Genomic DNA, 18,503 nt, shown 5'->3' on the forward strand with positions numbered 1-18,503 from the left:
GGCCGTGGCCCGGGTGGAAGGGGCGGACCGCCGGACCCTCACCTTCGAGACTCCTCCCGCCCGCCGGGCTCGGCAAGCGGGGCCGGGCGTCTGCGCCTGTCGGGTGAGCGCGCGCCCCCGCCCGTGACCCCGACGGCCTCCACGCCGTTGCTGAGGGCATGATCTCCACTCGACGCATCGCCGCAATCGCCGCCCTCGCCGCAGGAGTCACGGGCCTCGCGGCGCCCATGGCGAGCGCGGCCGACGCCCCGGCCGCCGGACAGCTCAACCCGATGACCGTGCTCGACACGGTCGTCGCGGACCAGATCCCGGCGGAGCACCGGGCCGAACTCCCGCCGGTCTCCCGCCAGCTCGGCGAACTGAACAAGGTGACCCAGCTCCAGCAGCTGAACGAACTGCACCAGGTCACCGACCTCGTCGCCCCGGTGACCGGGCTGCTGACCTGAGCGACGCACCTCCCCGCGGGGGCCGTCCGGACCACCGGACGGCCCCCGCACCCGTTCCCCCGCAGGCCCGCGCGGCGCCGCCCGCGCACCGCGCGCGGCCGCTCCCGCCACGTCGCCCGTGCCCGGAACGATCCCGCACGCGTAGGGTCGGCACCGGGACGGACGTCCGACGAAGAAAGGGCTGAAGCATGCCGCAGGAAGTGCGCGGAGTGATCGCGCCGGGCCGGGACGAGCCGGTGCGCGTGGAGACGATCGTGATCCCGGACCCCGGTCCGGGCGAGGCCGTGGTGAAGATCCAGGCCTGCGGGGTGTGCCACACCGACCTGCACTACAAGCAGGGCGGGATCAACGACGAGTTCCCCTTCCTGCTCGGTCATGAGGCGGCCGGGGTCGTGGAGTCGGTCGGCGACGGCGTCACCGACGTCGCGCCCGGGGACTTCGTCGTCCTCAACTGGCGTGCCGTGTGCGGGCGGTGCCGGGCGTGCCTGCGAGGGCGTCCCTGGTACTGCTTCGACACCCACAACGCCGAACAGCGGATGACGCTCGTCGACGGCACGGAGCTGTCACCGGCGCTGGGCATCGGCGCGTTCGCGGAGAAGACGCTCGTGGCGGCGGGGCAGTGCACCAAGGTGGACGCGTCGGTGTCGCCGGCGGTGGCGGGTCTGCTGGGCTGCGGGGTGATGGCCGGGATCGGTGCGGCGATCAACACCGGCAACGTCGGCCGGGGCGACTCGGTCGCGGTCATCGGCTGCGGCGGTGTGGGCGACGCGGCGATCGCGGGGTCACGGCTGGCGGGTGCGGCGAGGATCATCGCCGTGGACGTCGACGACCGCAAGCTGGAGACGGCGCGCGCCATGGGCGCCACGCACACCGTGAACTCGCGGTCGGCGGACGCGGTCGAGGCGATCCGCGAGCTGACCGGCGGGTTCGGCGCGGACGTGGTGATCGAGGCGGTGGGCCGCCCGGAGACCTACAAACAGGCCTTCTACGCCCGCGACCTCGCCGGAACGGTCGTCCTGGTGGGCGTGCCCACCCCGGAGATGAAGCTCGAACTGCCCCTGCTGGACGTGTTCGGGCGCGGCGGTGCGCTGAAGTCGTCCTGGTACGGCGACTGCCTGCCCTCCCGCGACTTCCCGATGCTGATCGACCTGCATCTCCAGGGCCGTCTGCCCCTGGACGCGTTCGTCACCGAGACGATCGCCCTGGACGAGATCGAGAAGGCGTTCGAGCGGATGCACCGGGGAGACGTCCTGCGCTCGGTGGTGGTGCTGTGATGGCCGCGCGCATCGAACGTCTCGTCACCTCGGGCCGGTTCACCCTCGACGGCGGCACCTGGGACGTGGACAACAACGTCTGGATCGTCGGCGACGACCACGAGGCCGTCGTCATCGACGCCGCCCACGACGCCGCCGCCATCGCCGAGGCCGTGGGCGACCGGCGGCTGACCGCCATCGTCTGCACCCACGCCCACAACGACCACGTCGGCGCGGCGCCCGCCCTCGCGGACCTGACCGGCGCGACCATCTGGCTGCACCCCGACGACCTCCCGCTGTGGAAGCTCACCCACCCCGACCGGGAGCCGGACGCCCACCTCGCCGACGGCCAGGTCATCGAGGCGGCCGGCGCCGACCTCACCGTCCTGCACACGCCCGGGCACGCGCCCGGCGCGGTGTGCCTGTACGACCCGGGACTGGGGGTCCTGTTCAGCGGCGACACCCTGTTCCAGGGCGGCCCCGGCGCCACCGGCCGCTCCTACTCCCACTTCCCGACGATCATCACGTCCATCAGGGAGCGGCTGCTCGCCCTCCCGCCCGAGACGCGCGTGCTGACCGGACACGGGGACGAGACCACCGTCGGGGCCGAGGCGCCGCACCTGGACGAGTGGATCGCCCGGGGGCACTGACCCACGGCGCGCCACGCGGCCCGTGCCCGACCGGGTGAGCGCCGCGAAAGGCGACAGAAGACGTCCGGCTTTCCCTGGACCATCGAGGCGACACCACTGCCGCGAGGACACGGGAACAGGGAGGCCGGACATGTCTGGGCCGCTGCAAGGCAAGGTCGCACTGGTGGCGGGGGCCACCCGGGGTGCGGGACGGGGCATCGCCGTGGAACTGGGGGCGGCCGGCGCCACCGTGTACGTCACCGGCCGCACCACCCGCGAGAGGCGCTCGGAGTACGACCGCCCCGAGACGATCGAGGACACCGCCGACCTGGTCACCGAGGCGGGCGGCCGGGGCGTCGCCGTCCCCACCGACCACCTCGACCCCGTCCGGGTCCGCGCCCTCGTCGACCGCATCGCCCGGGAACAGGACCGCCTCGACGTCCTCGTCAACGACATCTGGGGCGCCGAGCACCTCTTCGAGTGGGACACCCCGGTCTGGGAGCACGACCTCGACAACGGACTGCGGCTGCTCCGCCTCGCCGTGGAGACCCACGCCGTCACCAGCCACCACGCGCTCCCGCTGCTGCTGCGCCGGCCGGGCGGCCTGGTGGTCGAGATGACCGACGGCACCGCCGAGTACAACCGCGACACCTACCGCGTGAACCTCTTCTACGACCTCGCCAAGACGTCCGTCCTGCGCATGGCGTTCGCCCTCGCCCACGAGATCGGGCCGCGCGAGGCCACCGCCGTCGCGCTCACGCCGGGCTGGATGCGCTCGGAGCTGATGCTCGACCACTTCGGCGTCCGCGAGGACAACTGGCCCGACGCCCTCGACCGCGTCCCCCACTTCGCGATCTCCGAGACGCCCCGCTTCGTCGGCCGGGCCGTCGCCGCCCTCGCCGCCGACCCCGGTGTCGCCCGGTTCAACGGGCGCTCCCTCTCCAGCGGCGGCCTCGCGCGGGAGTACGGCTTCACCGATCTCGACGGGAGCCGCCCGGACGCCTGGCGCTATCTGGTCGAGGTCCAGGACGCGGGGAAGCCGGCGGACGTCACCGGCTACCGCTGACGCCGTCCGAGCCGTCCTAGCCGCCGGGGGCCCGGCGGTGACGGCGGCGGGGGCCCGCCGTAGGCTGCGCGGCGGACGCGGTACGCAGCCGCGCCGGCAGGCGGGGCGGGGCAGAGGCGGCAGGCGCGGCGGGGCGGGGCGGGGTGGGGCGGGGTGGTGAAGTTCACCGTTTCGTCACAGCCGGCGCCGGCGTACAACCGCCGCCCGCGCACGGCTGTCTACGACTGCGAGAACGACACACCATGCCAGGGAGAGGGCAGCCATGGGGGACATACGCAGACGAGGGATCGTCGCGCTGGGGGTCACGGGACTCGTAGCGCCGCTCACGCTCGCGCTGGGCGCGGCGCCGGCGCAGGCCGCGAGCTGTACGACGCAGGCCGGGCCGTACCAGAAGCAGGTGGAGAAGTTCCTCGGCCGGCCCGTCGACGGCAAGCAGTCCGGCGCCGACTGCAGTGCCGTCCGCGCCTTCCAGAACAAGCACGGCATCACGCCCAACATCGGCTACGCCGGGCCGGTCACCTGGGGCGTGATGAACCTCATGAACAAGCAGAAGGCGGTCGGCAACAAGCCCAACAAGGCGGGCGCCTGCCCGACCAACAAGGGCCGAATCGCCTGTGTGAACCTCACCCTGCAGATCAGCTGGATCCAGGACGGCAGCCGGCTCGTCTACGGGCCCGTCCCCGTCCGCACCGGCCGCGACGGGTACGAGACGCGCACCGGTCTGAAGAAGATCTACTGGCGCCACCTCAACCACGTGTCGACCATCTACAACGTGTCGATGCCGTACAGCCAGTTCTTCGACGGCGGACAGGCCTTCCACTCGGTCGGCGTGAGCATGTGGAACCCGCCGGGCTCCCACGGCTGCGTCAACATGACGTCGACGGCCGCCAAGAAGTACTGGTCCCTGCTGAAGACCGGCGACGACGTCTTCGTCTACGGCCGCAAGCCGGGAACCTGACAGCGCGGGCGCTCCCGCGGCGGCCCGGGCGCCACGGCGACCCGGACCGCCGCGGCGCGGGTGGCGCCGGGCGGCGCATGCGTGGGGCGGGCCAGTCGTCCGGACCACGTACGGATAACTGCGCTCAAGGGGTTGACAGATGGGGACGTGATCAGTAACACGTCCGATTTGTCCGGTTCGTTCGGGATAACTCACGTGGCCTTCACGCCGGACGCCCTAAGATTCACACCATGTCCACCACTGTTGAAACCCGCTCCGAGCGATCGGCGGCCGAGGTCAACGAGGAGATCCGGGCCCTGTGGTTCCGGTCGGGCGGGACACTGAGCGTCGAGCAGCGCGAGGAGTACCAGCGGCTCGTCCTGGAGTGGGCCGCCGCTCCCCAGTCCGCCGAAGCGGCCTGACGGCCGATCCCTCGGGCCGGCCCGGCCGCCCGACCGCGGGGCCCCTCCTCGCGACCACGCCCTGAACGAATCCCCCGGGAACCCGTCCCCGGGAACGAACCCGGACCCGCGAGCGCCCCTCGCATCGGCCCCGCCCGTGACTGTGGCGGGGCTCACCCGTTTTTACCCCCAGGTCGCCGAGTAGTAGCGCTGGTAGGCCTTGCGGTCCTGCTCGGCGCGGAAGTACCGGGTCGCGACGAGGGCGACCATGCTGCCGGCGATGACCAGCAGCCCCGGACCGATGTTCCTCGGATCCGTCAGCCGCGCGGCCAGGGACACGGCGCCCGCGCCGCCCGTCACCGGCGTCGTCGTGCCGGGAGAGGCGGAACCCGGCGCGATCGCCGCCTGGGTGGGGGAGGAGGCGGGCGAGGGACCGCCCGCCGGCGCCTGGTTGCCGCCCTGGGCCCCCGCGGAGGGCGCGGCCACGATCAGCTGGACGCCGCCGAGCTGGGCCAGCGCGTTCGTGACCGGCTGGAAGAACGTCGTGCCGCCCGTCCGGCAGTCGCCGCTGCCGCCGGAGGTGACGCCGAGGGCGATGCCGTCGGAGAACATCGGGCCGCCGCTGTCGCCCGGTTCGGCGCACACGTTGGTCTCGATGAGCCCGCCGACCGTGCCCTCCGGGTAGTTCACCGTCGCGTCCAGGCCGGTGACCTGACCGTCGTGCAGCCCGCTGGTGCTGCCGCTGCGGAACACCCGCTGGCCCACGGCCGCGTCACCGGCGCCCGTGATGCGCACCCCGTTGCCGTTGCCGATGGCCACGACGTCCGCGCCGTCGCCCGCCTTGCCGTTCGCGTACTGCACCAGGGAGAAGTCGCTGCCGGGGAAGTTCGAGTTCACCGTCCGGCCCACCTGCCGCTCGGCCTGGTTGTCGGCGAACCAGGTCGAACCGGTGGGCCCGCAGTGCCCGGCGGTGAGGATGTAGTCGCTCTTGCCGTCCGTCACGTTGAAGCCGGCCGAGCAGCGTCCGCCGGTCGACAGGATGGGCTGCGCGCCGTTGATCCGGGTGGTGAACGTGCCGGCGGTGCGCTCCATGCGCACGAAACTGCCGATGCCGGCGGCCGTGTCCGTCAGCCGCGACCAGTCGGCGGCCGACACCGTGCTGTCGGCCCGCACGACGACCTGGTTGGTCCGGTAGTCCATCACCCAGGCGGTGCCCGGCACCTTGGGCGCGGACCGCAGGGTCGCCGTGGCCGACTTGAGCTCGTTCATGCTGTGCGCGACGACCTTCGCCTCGACGCCCGCCGCGCGGACCGCGTCCGCCGTCTCCTTGTCGGTGACCGCGACCACCGGCCGTCCGTCGTCCGCGATCCAGGTTCCCGCGGTGCGCGCGGTGCCGAGCTTGCCGACGAGCGCCGCCCCCGGATTGCTGACGACGGGCTCGGCGGCGCTGCGCACCGTCGCCGTGGCGGCGGGCGGTTCGCTCGCCATGGCCGCCTGCGTGACCATGGCCCCTCCCAGGAGGAGTCCGCCGACCGCCGCCAGCCGGGTCACTCGCCGGACGGTCCGTCGTCGTACGTGCCTCATGCATGGCTCCCGAAACCCTCAACGCGCGGTCTCAACACCGCGGGGCACTCCGGTCGTTGAGCGCCCTCACCCTGGATACGTGCCGGGTCGGCGCAGCGTTCAGCGGGGAAGCGATCACCTCGCGCCTACACTGCGGGCATGGACGACAAGGCGATCGAGCGGCTGGCCGCGGGCAAGTACCTGCTGATCACCAGCTACCGGAAGAACGGCACCGGGGTCGCCACCCCCGTGTGGGTGGTGCGCGACGGCGACGCCCTCGGGGCCTGGTCGGCCGCCGACGCCTGGAAGGTCAAGCGCATCCGGGCCCGCGGCGACGTGCTGGTCGGCCCGTGCGACGTCCGCGGGCGGCCCACCGGCGAACAGGTGCCGGGGCGGGCGGAGATCTGCGACGCGCACACCACCGCCCGCTACCGCACCCTGCTGGCCCGCAAGTACGGCGTCGTGGGCCGGCTCACCCTGTTCGGCAGCCGGCTGCGCCGCGGCGCGGACGGGACCGTGGGCATCCGCATCACGCTGTGAGACGCGCGCGGGGGGCACGGACCACGCGGCCCGTGCCCCCCGCGCCCCTGCGCCGCCGCCCTGTGTGCGGGCGGTGTGCGCGGGCGGTGTGCGTTACGGCGCGTCCACGACCGTTCCGGTCGCGGTCGGGGCGTCCGGCAGCGGCTCGCCCGACTCGTCCGTCAGCGTCAGGCGCACCGACTCCTCGGGTTCGGCGACCTGGTCCCGCACCGTCGGAACGGTGAACTCCGCGCTCGTGGCGCCGGCCGGCAGATCGGGCCCGGTGTACAACTCCACCTGGGACAGCGGGAGTTCGGGGTCGGGCCGGTGTCCGGAGACGTCCTCCAGCCAGCGCGGGTCCACGTCCTTGGTGGACAGCTCGGCCCCGTTTACGACGGGCAGGAGCCGTACCGGATACCACAGGGGGACCTCGGCGGGCGCGGAGAGCGAGACCCGCCAGGTCAGCGGCTCGCCCTCGGCCGCCAGGACGGCGGGCGTCAGGGTCACCGCCGGCGCCGGGTCGTCGTTGCGCGCCGTGACCCCGCCCCGGTGGGAGCCGACGACCGTGCCGCGCACGGCCTTCACCAGCAGGTTGTGCTCCTCGTCGGCCCCGAAGAGCGTGTCGCCCCGCACCTCGACCCGCACGTCGACGGCAGTGGCGCCGGGCCGGACCCTCACCACCTTCTCCGTCGCCGTGCCGGTCAGGGGATCGACCACGTAGAAGCGGGCCGTGCCGGCGCCGTGCCCGGAGACCCGGACCGGCACGTGGTAGGCGCGGGCGCCGGAGTCGCCCTCACGCACCGTGAGCCGCCCGACATCGATGCGCGGCAGCGCCGCCGCCTTCACCGCGGGCGTGCCGGGAGCCCAGCCCCAGGCGTCCATGAACCACGCCTGCCCGGACGCGGAACGCGGCGTGAGGGACAGCGACCTGACGTGCCGCAGGTCGAGCCCGGCGCGGGTCGCGGCGGTCAGCGGCACCCGCAGTTCACGCGCCCAGTACGAGGCCGTACGGGACGAGCCGGGCAGCCCGTCGGCGGTGATCCGGCCGAGGTCGGCGCGGCGGCCGGAGGCGTCGGTGACGGCCACGTCCAGCGCGGTGCCGACGCTGTTCGGCGGCACGAACACGCGCAGCGCCAGGCTCTTCGCGCCCGCGAGGGAGACCGGGGCGGCGGGCGTGATCCTCGTCGGCCCGCCCGGCGCGGACCAGCGCAGGGCGACCGCGCGCTTGGCGCTGTCCGTCTCCAGGTCCCACCACCCGAAGTGGGGGGACATGCCCAGGGCGTCCTCGCCCAGACAGGCTTTCGCCGGGTCGGAGTCGGCCCGGCACACGCGTGCGCCCGTCACCTTCACCCCGTCGTCGGGCAGGAAGCCGCCCGTGCGCCGGGCGCCGACCGCGTGCGTCAGGACGCGGGCCGGTCCCGCGGAGGGCGCGCTCCGTCCGGTGCCGTCCAGCAAGGGCCGCACCCGGTCGTCGCCGCCGACGAACAGCCGGGCGGCGGCCGCGATGTAGGTCGCGCCGGCCTGGTGCTGCGCGTCGGCGCTCAGCCGGGTCGGGGCACCCGCCGAGCAGACCGGGTCCGGGGAATCCGGCTCGTCGTAGAAGTCGTCCGAGGCCGGGGCCTCGGACTGTCCGGGGGTCCACTCGCTGTTGAAGAAGTTGTGGTTGGCGCCGACCACGTAGACGGCGCTGTGCAGGGCGGTTCCCCGGCTGACGCCGCGCGTCCCGTCGAGGTAGGTCTCGCCCTCGAGGTCGGAGACGTCGCCGTCGCAGCCGGGCAGGATGGTCGTCGAGGGGACGTCGGCGACCGGATTCTGGCCGAAGATCGTCGGTCCGATGAGCACCGTCCCGCGGATCTTCCAGCGGACCGGGCCGCGGTAGCCGTCCTGGGCGGGCGGCGGCGGGTACAGGCTGTCCATGGCCGCCCGGTTGACGCCCTCGCCGCCGCGCGAGTGCCCGACGAGCAGCACCCTGGAGAGGTCGGCCCGGGGTGCTTCGCGCACCACGGCCGGGGCCTTGCCCGGGTGGGCGGCCCAGTCGGCCCAGCGGGCGAGATGACGGCGGACCAGGGAGGAACGGCCCTGCGCGCCGGCGTCCTCGGCCGCCCAGTCCTGCCCGTTGACGCCGTTGGCCGAGATCGAGACGGTGACGTACCCCTGGGAGGCGAGCAGCCGCTGGTCCTTGAGATAGCCCTTGTGGCTGGGGATCTCCTTCGTTCCCGCGGGGCAGGGCCAGTCGATGTTCACGTCGTCCTCGGCGCCCGGCTTGTAGCAGGTCGCGTGACGGCCGTGCAGGAACAGCGCGAGCGGCCGCCTGCCGGTGGCGCCCTTCGGCGCGACGACGACGGCCCGCATCTCGACGGGCCGGTCGTAGCCCGGCAGCCGCACCGGGGCCAGGTCGTACTCGCCGGACAGCGTGCGGTACGGGCCCGGTCTGCCGGGGTCCACGGCGTTCGCCGCGGGCCGGGCGGGGAGCCGCGGCGCGGTGCGCGAACGCCGGTGCCCGGGGGCGGCCTCGGCGGCGGGCGCGTCCAGCCGTCGTCCGCTCGCGAGCACCCGCAGGTCCTTCAGGGGGGCGCCGCCGGCCGCGTCGAGCGGCAGCCGGAACGTGCGGCCGTCGCTGCCCGGCCGCGGAGCCCCGAGCAGCCTGCCGCCCGCATGGAACTCCACCCGGGCGTCGCCGGGCGGCACGGGCCGGGGCGAGCGCCACACCAGCTGACGGGCGGCGCCTTCGCCGGCCACGCGCCAGCCCGGGGGCAGCGCACTGTCGGCGGGCGCGGCGGGCGGCCTCGCCTGGGACGGTGGTCGGGCTTGTGCCAGTCCGGGTGTTCCCGCCAGGGCCGCGAGCGCGGCCACGGCGGTGACGCCTATTCGCCGGGCACGGTTCAAGGTCCACTCCTCACCACTCGGAGCGCGGGAGCCCCGTCCGTACCGGGAGCCCCTCGCGGTTCGGAGGAAGTGAAGCGGGACCTGGGGGTTGCCTGTGACGACGGATTCCGCCCGCGTCAGGACACGGATCCGGACATCCGGAGAACGGGACACCGGGAAGTCTGCGAGGACATGAGGCCGTGACCGACGTGTGGCCGTGAGGCCGGGGAGGCTAGTGCCAGGCTCGGTACGGCTCGTCGAGGAGCTGGAAGACCGGCTCGCCGCGCACCGGGTCCTTGACGGTCGACAGGCGGACGCGGTCGCCGCTGTGGATGCCGATGAGCGGGCCCATGACCCGGCCGCGGACGACGAACCCCTCGGCCATCTCGACGAGCGACACGTTGCGCGCGGCGGGGGTGTTGCGGTGCACCACGGTGGCGTGGCGCACCGTGCCGGTGCCCTCGCTGCGCTCCGTGCGCAGGTCGCTGCCCTGGCAGACCGGACACAGGAGACGGTGGTACATGGCGGTGCCGCACCAGGTGCAGCGCTGGAAGAGGATCGTGTCGCCGTCCGCGCTCGCGCGGTCGAGGAGGCCCGCCGCGGAGCCGGCGGCCTGCTGGACGACGTTTCCTGAGTGGTGGTACACGCGGGTCAACTCCCTGCACTCGGCCGGAATCCACGTGCGCGGCTCACCCGTGCACGGACGTGCCCGGTCGGCCGTGCCGCCGTGCACGCCCCACAGAGTATGGCACTCAGTGCCACTCGTAAAGGCACTGCGTACCCCCAAAAAATGAGGGGATCGAGGGAGGTCAGTCGCGTCGCAGGGCCGTCTCGATCTCCTGCACCACCCGCCACAGCGGGGCCCCGCGCCGCGAGACGACGACCACGACGTCGTCGGGGCGTTCGACGGCGCACCGGGCGGGATCGCCGTGCTCTTCCGGCCGTTCGTCGGTGAGCGGGGACGGTGCCGGTGCCGGAGCCGGAGCCGGGTCCGGGCCGAACGCGGCCCGCACGTACGCCAGCGCGTGGTCCACGGTGGCGGTCGCCTCGCCCTGGCCGTCCGAACGCAGCCAGGAGCGCAGCGCGTTGTTGTGGGCGGCGACGACCGCGGCGGCGATCACGTCGGCCCGCAGGTCGCCGTCGGGCCGTCCGGAGAAGCGGCCCCGCAGGTACTCGGCGAGGGCGCGCTCGTACCGCCAGACCACCGACAGCTCATAGGCGCGCAGCCCGGGCACCTGCTTGGTGAGCCGGTAGCGCTGCACCGAGAACGAGGGGTTCTCCGCGTACATGAGCAGGACCAGCCGGGCGGCGTCGCACACGCGGCGCACCGGCTCGTGCCGGGGCCCGCTCGCGGCGAGGAAGGCGGTCATGTCGGCCAGGCAACGCTCGTGGTCGGGGAAGACCACGTCCTCCTTGGAGGGGAAGTAGCGGAAGAACGACCGCCGGCCGACCCCCGCGAGCGTCACGATGTCCTCGACGGTGGTCTGCTCGTAGCCCCGCTCCAGGAACAGCCGGAAGGCCGCCGCGATCAGGGCGTCCCGCATCGGCGGCTTGGTCTCCGCCTTCTCAGTGGCGCTCATGCACGGAACGTAACACCCGCGCCGGCGCCATGGCACTCGGTTCCCTCCGGGGGGAACCGAGTGCCTGCCGGTTCACGGCCCTGCCCGTGGGGCCGGGCCGTGAGCATCAGCCGCGCTCCGCCGCCTCGACGACGTTGGTCAGCAGCATCGCCCGGGTCATCGGTCCGACCCCGCCGATCGGCGGGGCGAACGACCCGGCGACGTCGCTCACGTCGGGATGCACGTCGCCGAGGATGCCCTCGACCGTGCGGGTCAGGCCCACGCTCAGCACCGTCGCGCCCGGCTTGATCCAGTCGGGCCTGACCAGGTGCGCGACGCCGGCTGCGGCCACCACGACGTCCGCCTCCCGGGCGTGCGCGGCCGTGTCCTGGGTGGCCTCGTGGCACAGGGTCACCGTGGCGTGCTCGGTGCTGCGGGTCAGCATCAGGCCCAGCGGCCGGCCCACGGTCACCCCGCAGCCGATGACGCAGAACTGCTGGCCGGTGATCGGCACGTGGTTGCGGCGCAGCAGGTCGATGATCCCGCGCGGGGTGCAGGGCAGCGGGCCGGGGCTGCCCAGCACCAGCCGGCCCAGGTTCGTCGGGTGGAGGCCGTCCGCGTCCTTGACCGGGTCGATCAGCTCCAGCACGGCATGGGTGTCGATGTGGCCGGGCAGCGGGAGCTGCACGATGAAGCCGGTGCACGCCGGGTCGGCGTTCAGCCGCAGCACGGCGGCCTCCACATCGGCCTGAGAGGCGTCGGCCGGCAGCTCGACCCGGAGGGAGGCGATGCCGACCTGCGCGCAGTCGCGGTGCTTGCCGCCGACGTAGGACCGGCTGCCCGCGTCGTCGCCGACCAGGATGGTGCCGAGCCCCGGGGTGATCCCGCGCTCCTTCAACGCCTGCACGCGCAGGGCGAGTTCGCTCTTGATGTCGGCCGCGGCGGCCTTGCCGTCGAGAAGTGTTGCGGTGGTCACGGGAGTCGACGAGCCCTTCGGGAGAAGACGACGGTCCTTTCATCGTACGGCCCGCCCGCCCCCGGCCGGTCAGGAGTCCCGTCCGCCGCGGCCGCCCCGCCCGGACCGCCGGCACCCCCTGACGTAACCTTTCCGCACCGTTTCGCAGCCCCTCAGGAGACCCGCCCATGCCCGCCGCCCGCTCCCGTCTCCTCTATGTCACCGACCTCGCCTACCGGGCACGCGGGCGCCGCTACGGCGACGAGGACGTGTTCCTCGCCTCCCGGCTGCGCGAGGAGTTCGATCTCGCCCTGTGCCACCCGCTGGACGCGGCCGCGCTGATGGGCGCCTTCGACGGCGTGATCGTCCGCAACAGCGGCCCGGTCCTCGGCTACCGGGCCCAGTACGACGCCTTCCGGGAGCGGGCGCTGCGCGAGGGCGTACGCGTGTACAACCCGCTGACCGGCCGCGCCGACATGCTCGGCAAGCAGTACCTCCTCGACCTGAGCGCCGAGGGCCACCCGGTGATACCGACGGTCGACCGCGCCGAGGACCTCCACCTGCTGCCCCCGGCCGACCGGTACGTGGTCAAGCCCAAGCTGGGCGCCGACTCGCTGGGCCTGCGGATCGTCGGCGCCGACGACCTGCCCGCGCTCGCCGACGGCGCCACGCTCGTCCAGCCGTGCGTCGACTTCCGCTACGAGGTCTCCTTCACCTACGTCGACCACGACTTCCAGTACGCCCTGTACGCGCCGGACCCGGACCGCCGCTGGCAGCTCGAACCGTACGAGCCGACCGTGCGGGACCTGGAGTTCGCCCACCGCTTCGTCGACTGGAACGACCTCGCCCACGGCATCCAGCGCGTCGACGCCTGCCGCGCCCCCGACGGGGAGCTGCTCCTGGTGGAGCTGGAGGACCTCAACCCGTATCTGTCGCTGGACGCCCTCGACGACGCCGGACGCGACGCCTTCGTCGCCGCGACGATCCGCTCCCTGCGCCGCTTCCTCGCCGGGTGAGCGCCGTCGGCCGGGTGCGGGCGGGGAACGGGCCGGGGCGTCGCCGCGTCCGGTGAACTACGGGGCGCGTCCGCCCGTATCCCTTCCGGGGGACCCACGGGAGGAGAAGAGCGTGCCGACACCGGAGGAAACCGGGCAGCCGCACGAACGCCCGGTCCTGGAACCCATCCGGGTCCTGCGACCGCGCAACACCGACGCCCTCGCGGAGCTGATCCGCGAGATGGCCGGGCCGGGCCGGGACGCCGACGCCTATGAGGCGGTCCCGCTGCCGCCGGCCGGGGACGGGGCGCGGACGGAGGAACTCCCGCCCGTCGCCCCGGCCGCCGCGCGCACGACGGCCGCGACAGGGCCCCCGGGCGGCTCGGACTGGACGAGTGAGCGCGACCGCCCGGGTCCCCTGCCCGCCGGCGCCCGGAGGGGAACCGGCGTCCGGCGCGGACCGGACGGCCGGGGCGCGGGCCCGGCGGCACGGGGGCGGAGCGCGCCGGGAGCCGCCGCGGCGGCGGGCGGCGGACGGGCACGCGCCCGTCCCGCCGGGGCGGGCTCCGACGAGGGGCTGCGGCGCGGCGCGATCGCGGTGGGCGTGTGCGCGGCGGCCCTGGTGGGTTTCGCGGGCGCGCTCCTGCTGCCGGGCCGGGGCGGCGAGGCCGCCGCCGAGACGCCCCCGCCGGCGGCCGCGGCCCCGCCCGTTCCCTCGGCCGCCGCGACCGCCTCCGCCGACCCCGACGGCGCGGGCACGCTGCGGGAGGGCGACAGCGGTCCCGCGGTGACCGACCTCCAGCGGCGGCTGCTGCGCATCCCCGACGTCTACGGCCACGGCACGGCCGACGGCCGCTACGACACCGCCCTCGCCGCGGCCGTGGCGCGGTTCCAGCTCTGGTACGGCATCCGCGGCGACGAGAGCGGGGTCTACGGCGACGACACCCGCCGCGACCTGGAGTCGCGCACCGCCTCGCCCGCCGGATGACCCCGGCCTCCGGCCGCCGGAGCGCGGACGGCGGACGCGGGTCCGGCGAGCCGCGCGTCGTCCTACGGTGCGTCGTCGCCGGGGACCTGGATGTCGCACACGCAGACGTCGTCGCGGCCGTCGGGTTCCAGCAGCGCGCCGAGCAGGCGCTCCAGCGGGGCCGGTACCGGGGAGCCGTCCGGACCGGCCGCGCCGGCCAGCCGCTCCAGGCCCCGGTCGATGCTCTCCCCGGGCCGTTCGACCAGGCCGTCGGTGTAGAGGAGCAGCCGGTCGCCCGGCCGCAGGACGACCTCCGCCTCCTCGTAGCGGGGCGTGTCGGTCGCGCCGAGGAGCATGCCGTAGGGCCGCTCCAGGTAGCGCGCCTTGCCGTCGCGCACCAGCAGCGGCGGCGGATGCCCGGCCTGCGCCCACAACAGCCGGTGCTCGCGCGGGCTGTAGCGGGCCAGGACCATGGTCGCCGAGCCGTGCGGGTCGCGGGAGTGCAGCAGCAGGGCGTTGAGCCGGGAGAGCGCTCCGGTCAGCGAGGACCCGGTGATGATCATGCCCTTGGCGGTGAAGCGCAGCAGGGCCATCGCGGCGACGGCGCCCATGCCGTGCCCGGCCACGTCGCCCACCACGAACAGGGCGTCGCCGTCGGGCAGTTCGATGGCGCTGAACCAGTCGCCGCCGACGTTGAGGCCCGCCTGCGCCGGGAGGTAGGTGATGTCGACGCGCAGCCCGGCCAGCTCGACGGGCTGTTTGGGCAGGGGGAGCAGCGCGTCCTGGAGGCGGGCGGCCACGGTGCGTTCGGCCTGGAGCGCACCGTGCTGGGTGAGCATCGCCCGCTCGCTGGCGATCAGCGCGAGTTCGGCGTTGCGCTGTGCGGTGAGGTCCTGCACGAAGCAGTGCACCTCGGCGGGGACGCCCTGGGCGTCCGGCATCGCCTCGGCGACCATCCGCAGATGGCGGACGCCCTCCCGGGTGGCGATCCGGAACGGGACGTCGCAGGGCCGGCCGTGGCGCATCAGCTCGCCGACCGCGCGGGCCAGCACGGGCACGTCCTCGGACAGGCCGAGGCGGGGGAGCGCCTGCAACGGGACGACGCCCTCGGCGGGATCGCGGTCGAGGATGGCGAAGACCTGCGAGGACCAGTCGCCCTCGCCGGTGACCAGGTTCCAGGTCGCCCAGCCGAGGTTGCCCAGCCGCTGTACGTCGGCGAGGCGCTGCTGCTGCCGGTCGGAGGGGTCGTAGCGGGCCCAGCTGACGACCAGGCCGTCCCCGAGCCGCGCCGCCCGGGCCGTGTGGACGGCCAGTTCGCTGGAGCCGGCCACGAGCTGCTGCCCGGCGAACGGCTCGCTCTCGTAGGCTTCCTCGCCGCCGAGGGCACGCAGGCAGCCCTGCCACAGCGGTTCGGCGGCGAACTCCGGCCAGCACTCCAGGAAGCGCAGTCCGACCAGGTCGCGTCCGCTGCGGCCCAGGGCGTCGACGGCCCCGCCGGTCGCGGCGTCGATCCGGAAGTCCTCCACGCCCTCCGCGTCGTCGCAGATCTGCGGGGCGAGCAGCACCGCGGCGACGGACAGCCGGTCGAACACGCTCTGCACGGCGTCGGCGTCGGCGACGGTGCCGAGGGCGGGGGCCCTGCGGGCCACGAAGGCGCGCAGCGGGCCCGCGCACAGCTGGGCGACGGCGAGGAGGTGTTCGCGCACCCGCGGGGTGAAGGCGCCCTCGGACCGGCGCAGGACGCCGAGTGCGACGTCCGCTGAGCCGCCGGTCCGCACCGGCAGCCAGGCCCGCGACTGCCAGAGCTGCGGCCGGCCGCCGATGAGCAGGTACCGCTCGGCGTCCTTGCGCGGGTCCTCCAGCCAGCGGGGCTCGTCGGCGCGCAGGGCGTCGAGCGCGGCGAGCCCGCTCATGGGGGGCACCCGGCTCCACTGGTCGGCCACGGCGGCGTCGACGCAGGCGTGCCCGAGGAGCTCGAGTCCGCCGCTGGAGGTGCGGGCGTAGATCATCACGGCGTCGGCGCCCACGTCGGGGGAGAGGTGGGCCAGCAGGCGCAGGGCGAGGTCCTGCGGGGTGCCGACCCGGACCAGGGAGCGGTTCAGCCGGCCCAGGGCGGTGGCGTCGACCTCGTCGGCGAACGGTGTGGCCGCAGCGGGCCCCGGCGTGGGGGAGCCGGACGCAGCGGGGGCGTCGGACGGCGTGGAGTTCTGGGGCGACGCGGGGTTCCCGGTCGGGGCGTCGGCCGCCGCGGGGGCCGGTTCGGCGCCGGGCGGGCAGGCGAGGGCTCCGAGGGTGATCCAGCACTCCTCCAGCAGCGTGCGCCGGCCGGCTCTGGCCCGCCGCTGCAGTTCCTCCTGGGCGGCGTCCGGCGTGCAGCCGCGCTGCGCCATCAGCGCGCCCTTGGCGCGCTCCATCACGGCCGAGGCCGCCGCCAGTTCCTGTAGGCGGTCCATCTCCGCGCGCTGGCGTGCCACCACCCGGGTCAGCGCGGCCACGTCGGGCGCCCCGCCGGACTCCGGCGGCAGGGCGGGTTCGCTCGTCACGCCTCGAGCATGGCACACGGACGTGGATTCGATCGGGGTCTTGCGGCAACGCCCCCGCCTGGAGCGATGTGTCCCCGGCGGGGGAGCGGACGGCCCTGCTCAGCGGCCGTTCTGGTCGACCAGGGCCTGGGTGACGGCGCGGACGCTGCGGGCGATGTGCTGCAACTGCATCACCTCGGCGGCGTACATCTTGATGGTGTGCTCGATCACCGATTCGGGCAAGCCCAGCCGGGGCAGGTCGGCTCGGGCCGTCTGGAGGGCGGTGCGGGCCACCCGGACCTCGTTCTGGACCTGGATCTGCGCGTGGCGGGCGAGCAGGACCGGGTGGCGCAGCAGCGCGGGGTAGCTCGCGTAGCGCGCGGGCACCAGCTCGCGCAGCCACTTGGCGGCCGAGCGTTCCCAGTCGTAGCTGCCGGGGGTCTTCACCTGGCACGGCCAGTCCGAGCCGATGCGCGTCGTCGTCAGGGTCATGATCATCGCTTCCGGGTGTGTGGCGTCGTGACGGTGGTCCGACGGTTCGGGGCGGCCCCGGTCCAGGGGAAGACCGGGGCCGCCGCGGGCGCTCGCGCAAGCGATGCCCCGAACACCCTGGGCGCCGACGTGGGTAGGGGACGGCGGCTTTCGGGTGCCCGTACAGGAGCCCTTGGCGGGCGGGTGCGGCCGTCTGCAGTATTTATATATGCCGTCTCCTTTGCAAGACGTATGAAAACATTCATGCGCGAAATGTCCGCAGTGATCCCTTTGGTGTTTTTCTTGACAGGGGGGGTGGTCGCGCTTGGTCTCGGGTGACCGCGGGCGATCAGCCGGGGTGCGGGACTCGCAGGGGGCGCCGGGGGTGTCGGGCGGTCATTCCCTCGGTGTTCCCTCGGTCATTCCCTCAGGAAGAACTGGTGCTGCTCGGCGATCTGCTCGTACTCCTCCAGCCGGGCCTGGGTGCGCTCCGGGCCCGCGTCCGTCATGGCCTGGAGCAGGGCGGCCGCCATCACGCCGGGCGCGGCGTAGGAGTCGAAGACCAGCCGGGAGCCGGTCCCGGTGGCGAACGTGGCGTCGGCCTCGTCGGCCATCGGCCCCAGCGCCAGGTCCGTGACCAGCGCGACCTTGAGACCCGCGCTGTGCGCGACCCGCACCGCCGTCAGCGTCTCCTGCGCGTGCCGGGGCATCGAGAACGCCAGCACCCAGGTGCCGCCCGCCTCCCGGGACTGGAGCAGCGCGTCGTAGGCGACGCTGCCGCCCCGGGTCACCAGCCGGACGTCCGGATGGACCCGGCGGGCGGCATAGGCGAAGTACTCGGCCAGCGAGGCCGAGATGCGCAGCCCCAGCACGGTCAGCGGCGTCGACCGGGACAACTGGCGGCCCATGTCGATGACCCGGTCCGGGTCGGCGAAGTCGCGCCGCAGGTTCTCCAGGTTCTCGATCTCGGCGTCCACCGCCGCCTGAAGCTCGTTGCTCCGGTTCACCTCGGCCGCCGCAGGGCCGCCGGCCAGCGCGCCCAGGGCGATCGACTGGAGCCTCTCGCGCAGCGCGGGGTACCCGCTGAACCCGACCGCCGCGGCGAACCGGGTCACCGAGGGCTGGCTGACGCCGACCCGCTCCGCGAGGTCGGTGATCGACAGGAACGCCGCCTCGGTGATGTTCTCGATCAGGTACTGGGCGATCCGCCGTTGTCCCGGAGACAGCCGCGGGCCGTCGAAGAGGGTCCTGAGCCGGGAGGTCGGGGACACCTCCGTCTGCGGACCGGTTCTGCCCGAGGTGATCGCTGACGCCTGTGCGCGTGCCTGCTGCGGCGATGGCACCGGTGCGCCTCC

At 74.3% G+C, this 18,503-nt stretch carries 17 protein-coding genes; 9 read left to right on the forward strand and 8 right to left on the reverse strand.

Features of this window, described 5'->3' with window-relative positions:
- Positions 1-158: 158 nt before the first annotated feature.
- From OG802_RS31495 to OG802_RS31520, 6 genes are all read left to right on the forward strand, one after another.
- Positions 159-446 carry a hypothetical protein gene (locus OG802_RS31495; protein WP_329416010.1) on the forward strand — a complete coding sequence of 96 codons (288 nt, stop codon included), beginning with the start codon at positions 159-161 and terminating at the stop codon, positions 444-446.
- A 188-nt stretch (positions 447-634) separates the two neighbouring features.
- Positions 635-1,720 carry an S-(hydroxymethyl)mycothiol dehydrogenase gene (locus OG802_RS31500; protein ID WP_329416012.1) on the forward strand — a complete coding sequence of 362 codons (1,086 nt, stop codon included), beginning with the start codon at positions 635-637 and terminating at the stop codon, positions 1,718-1,720.
- Complete coding sequence (locus tag OG802_RS31505; protein WP_329416014.1) at positions 1,720-2,349, forward strand: MBL fold metallo-hydrolase; 630 nt, start codon at positions 1,720-1,722, stop codon at positions 2,347-2,349. The genes OG802_RS31500 and OG802_RS31505 overlap by 1 nt, the downstream gene beginning before the upstream one ends.
- A 130-nt stretch (positions 2,350-2,479) precedes the next feature.
- Positions 2,480-3,394, forward strand: a complete 915-nt coding sequence (locus OG802_RS31510) for an SDR family oxidoreductase (RefSeq protein ID WP_329416015.1) — start codon at positions 2,480-2,482, stop codon at positions 3,392-3,394.
- 262 nt (positions 3,395-3,656) lie between these two features.
- Positions 3,657-4,352: a L,D-transpeptidase family protein gene (locus OG802_RS31515; RefSeq protein WP_329416017.1), complete on the forward strand. Its 696-nt coding sequence runs from the start codon at positions 3,657-3,659 to the stop codon at positions 4,350-4,352.
- 230 nt (positions 4,353-4,582) lie between these two features.
- Positions 4,583-4,753 carry a hypothetical protein gene (locus OG802_RS31520; protein ID WP_329416018.1) on the forward strand — a complete coding sequence of 57 codons (171 nt, stop codon included), beginning with the start codon at positions 4,583-4,585 and terminating at the stop codon, positions 4,751-4,753.
- 162 nt (positions 4,754-4,915) lie between these two features.
- Here OG802_RS31520 and OG802_RS31525 read toward each other — a convergent pair whose 3' ends face one another.
- A complete protein-coding gene (locus tag OG802_RS31525) occupies positions 4,916-6,316 on the reverse strand; it encodes a S1 family peptidase (RefSeq protein WP_329416019.1) in 1,401 nt (466 codons plus the stop codon).
- 138 nt (positions 6,317-6,454) lie between these two features.
- On the opposite strand from OG802_RS31525, the gene OG802_RS31530 reads away from it, so the two are divergent.
- Complete coding sequence (locus OG802_RS31530; RefSeq protein WP_329416020.1) at positions 6,455-6,835, forward strand: PPOX class F420-dependent oxidoreductase; 381 nt, start codon at positions 6,455-6,457, stop codon at positions 6,833-6,835.
- A gap of 93 nt (positions 6,836-6,928) precedes the next feature.
- On the opposite strand, the gene OG802_RS31535 is transcribed toward OG802_RS31530, so the two are convergent.
- The 4 genes from OG802_RS31535 to OG802_RS31550 form a co-directional block, all read right to left on the reverse strand.
- On the reverse strand, positions 6,929-9,700 hold the full coding sequence (locus tag OG802_RS31535) for an alpha/beta hydrolase family protein (RefSeq protein ID WP_329416022.1): 2,772 nt from the start codon (positions 9,698-9,700) through the stop codon (positions 6,929-6,931).
- Between the two features lie 211 nt (positions 9,701-9,911).
- A complete protein-coding gene (locus tag OG802_RS31540) occupies positions 9,912-10,325 on the reverse strand; it encodes a Zn-ribbon domain-containing OB-fold protein (protein WP_329416023.1) in 414 nt (137 codons plus the stop codon).
- Between the two features lie 163 nt (positions 10,326-10,488).
- On the reverse strand, positions 10,489-11,223 hold the full coding sequence (locus OG802_RS31545) for a TetR family transcriptional regulator (RefSeq protein ID WP_329417553.1): 735 nt from the start codon (positions 11,221-11,223) through the stop codon (positions 10,489-10,491).
- 142 nt (positions 11,224-11,365) lie between these two features.
- Complete coding sequence (locus OG802_RS31550) at positions 11,366-12,214, reverse strand: bifunctional methylenetetrahydrofolate dehydrogenase/methenyltetrahydrofolate cyclohydrolase (RefSeq protein WP_329416025.1); 849 nt, start codon at positions 12,212-12,214, stop codon at positions 11,366-11,368.
- 167 nt (positions 12,215-12,381) lie between these two features.
- Between OG802_RS31550 and OG802_RS31555 the strand changes: the two genes are divergently transcribed.
- A complete protein-coding gene (locus OG802_RS31555; RefSeq protein WP_329416027.1) occupies positions 12,382-13,209 on the forward strand; it encodes a hypothetical protein in 828 nt (275 codons plus the stop codon).
- A 112-nt stretch (positions 13,210-13,321) separates the two neighbouring features.
- The gene (locus OG802_RS31560) at positions 13,322-14,176 is read left to right on the forward strand and encodes a peptidoglycan-binding domain-containing protein (protein ID WP_329416029.1); all 855 of its coding nucleotides are present in this window, start codon (positions 13,322-13,324) and stop codon (positions 14,174-14,176) included.
- A gap of 62 nt (positions 14,177-14,238) precedes the next feature.
- On the opposite strand, the gene OG802_RS31565 is transcribed toward OG802_RS31560, so the two are convergent.
- The 3 genes from OG802_RS31565 to OG802_RS31575 form a co-directional block, all read right to left on the reverse strand.
- A complete protein-coding gene (locus OG802_RS31565) occupies positions 14,239-16,698 on the reverse strand; it encodes a SpoIIE family protein phosphatase (RefSeq protein ID WP_443055407.1) in 2,460 nt (819 codons plus the stop codon).
- 99 nt (positions 16,699-16,797) lie between these two features.
- Positions 16,798-17,175 (reverse strand): hypothetical protein, encoded by a 378-nt coding sequence (locus tag OG802_RS31570; RefSeq protein ID WP_329416031.1) that lies wholly within the window; start codon positions 17,173-17,175, stop codon positions 16,798-16,800.
- A gap of 392 nt (positions 17,176-17,567) precedes the next feature.
- Complete coding sequence (locus OG802_RS31575) at positions 17,568-18,491, reverse strand: MurR/RpiR family transcriptional regulator (protein ID WP_329416032.1); 924 nt, start codon at positions 18,489-18,491, stop codon at positions 17,568-17,570.
- Positions 18,492-18,503: the final 12 nt, after the last annotated feature.

Source organism: Streptomyces sp. NBC_00704 (assembly GCF_036226605.1).
Classification (GTDB): Bacteria; Actinomycetota; Actinomycetes; order Streptomycetales; family Streptomycetaceae; genus Streptomyces.

What these genes read in the sequence shown, in the direction of transcription:
- OG802_RS31545 (WP_329417553.1), bottom strand. Translation starts at nt 11,223, where the DNA reads ATGCGGGACGCCCTGATCGCGGCGGCCTTCCGGCTGTTCCTGGAGCGG.
- OG802_RS31555 (WP_329416027.1), top strand. Translation starts at nt 12,382, where the DNA reads ATGCCCGCCGCCCGCTCCCGTCTCCTCTATGTCACCGACCTCGCCTAC.
- OG802_RS31525 (WP_329416019.1), bottom strand. Translation starts at nt 6,316, where the DNA reads ATGAGGCACGTACGACGACGGACCGTCCGGCGAGTGACCCGGCTGGCG.
- OG802_RS31570 (WP_329416031.1), bottom strand. Translation starts at nt 17,175, where the DNA reads ATGATCATGACCCTGACGACGACGCGCATCGGCTCGGACTGGCCGTGC.
- OG802_RS31505 (WP_329416014.1), top strand. Translation starts at nt 1,720, where the DNA reads ATGGCCGCGCGCATCGAACGTCTCGTCACCTCGGGCCGGTTCACCCTC.
- OG802_RS31495 (WP_329416010.1), top strand. Translation starts at nt 159, where the DNA reads ATGATCTCCACTCGACGCATCGCCGCAATCGCCGCCCTCGCCGCAGGA.
- OG802_RS31520 (WP_329416018.1), top strand. Translation starts at nt 4,583, where the DNA reads ATGTCCACCACTGTTGAAACCCGCTCCGAGCGATCGGCGGCCGAGGTC.
- OG802_RS31530 (WP_329416020.1), top strand. Translation starts at nt 6,455, where the DNA reads ATGGACGACAAGGCGATCGAGCGGCTGGCCGCGGGCAAGTACCTGCTG.
- OG802_RS31515 (WP_329416017.1), top strand. Translation starts at nt 3,657, where the DNA reads ATGGGGGACATACGCAGACGAGGGATCGTCGCGCTGGGGGTCACGGGA.
- OG802_RS31500 (WP_329416012.1), top strand. Translation starts at nt 635, where the DNA reads ATGCCGCAGGAAGTGCGCGGAGTGATCGCGCCGGGCCGGGACGAGCCG.
- OG802_RS31510 (WP_329416015.1), top strand. Translation starts at nt 2,480, where the DNA reads ATGTCTGGGCCGCTGCAAGGCAAGGTCGCACTGGTGGCGGGGGCCACC.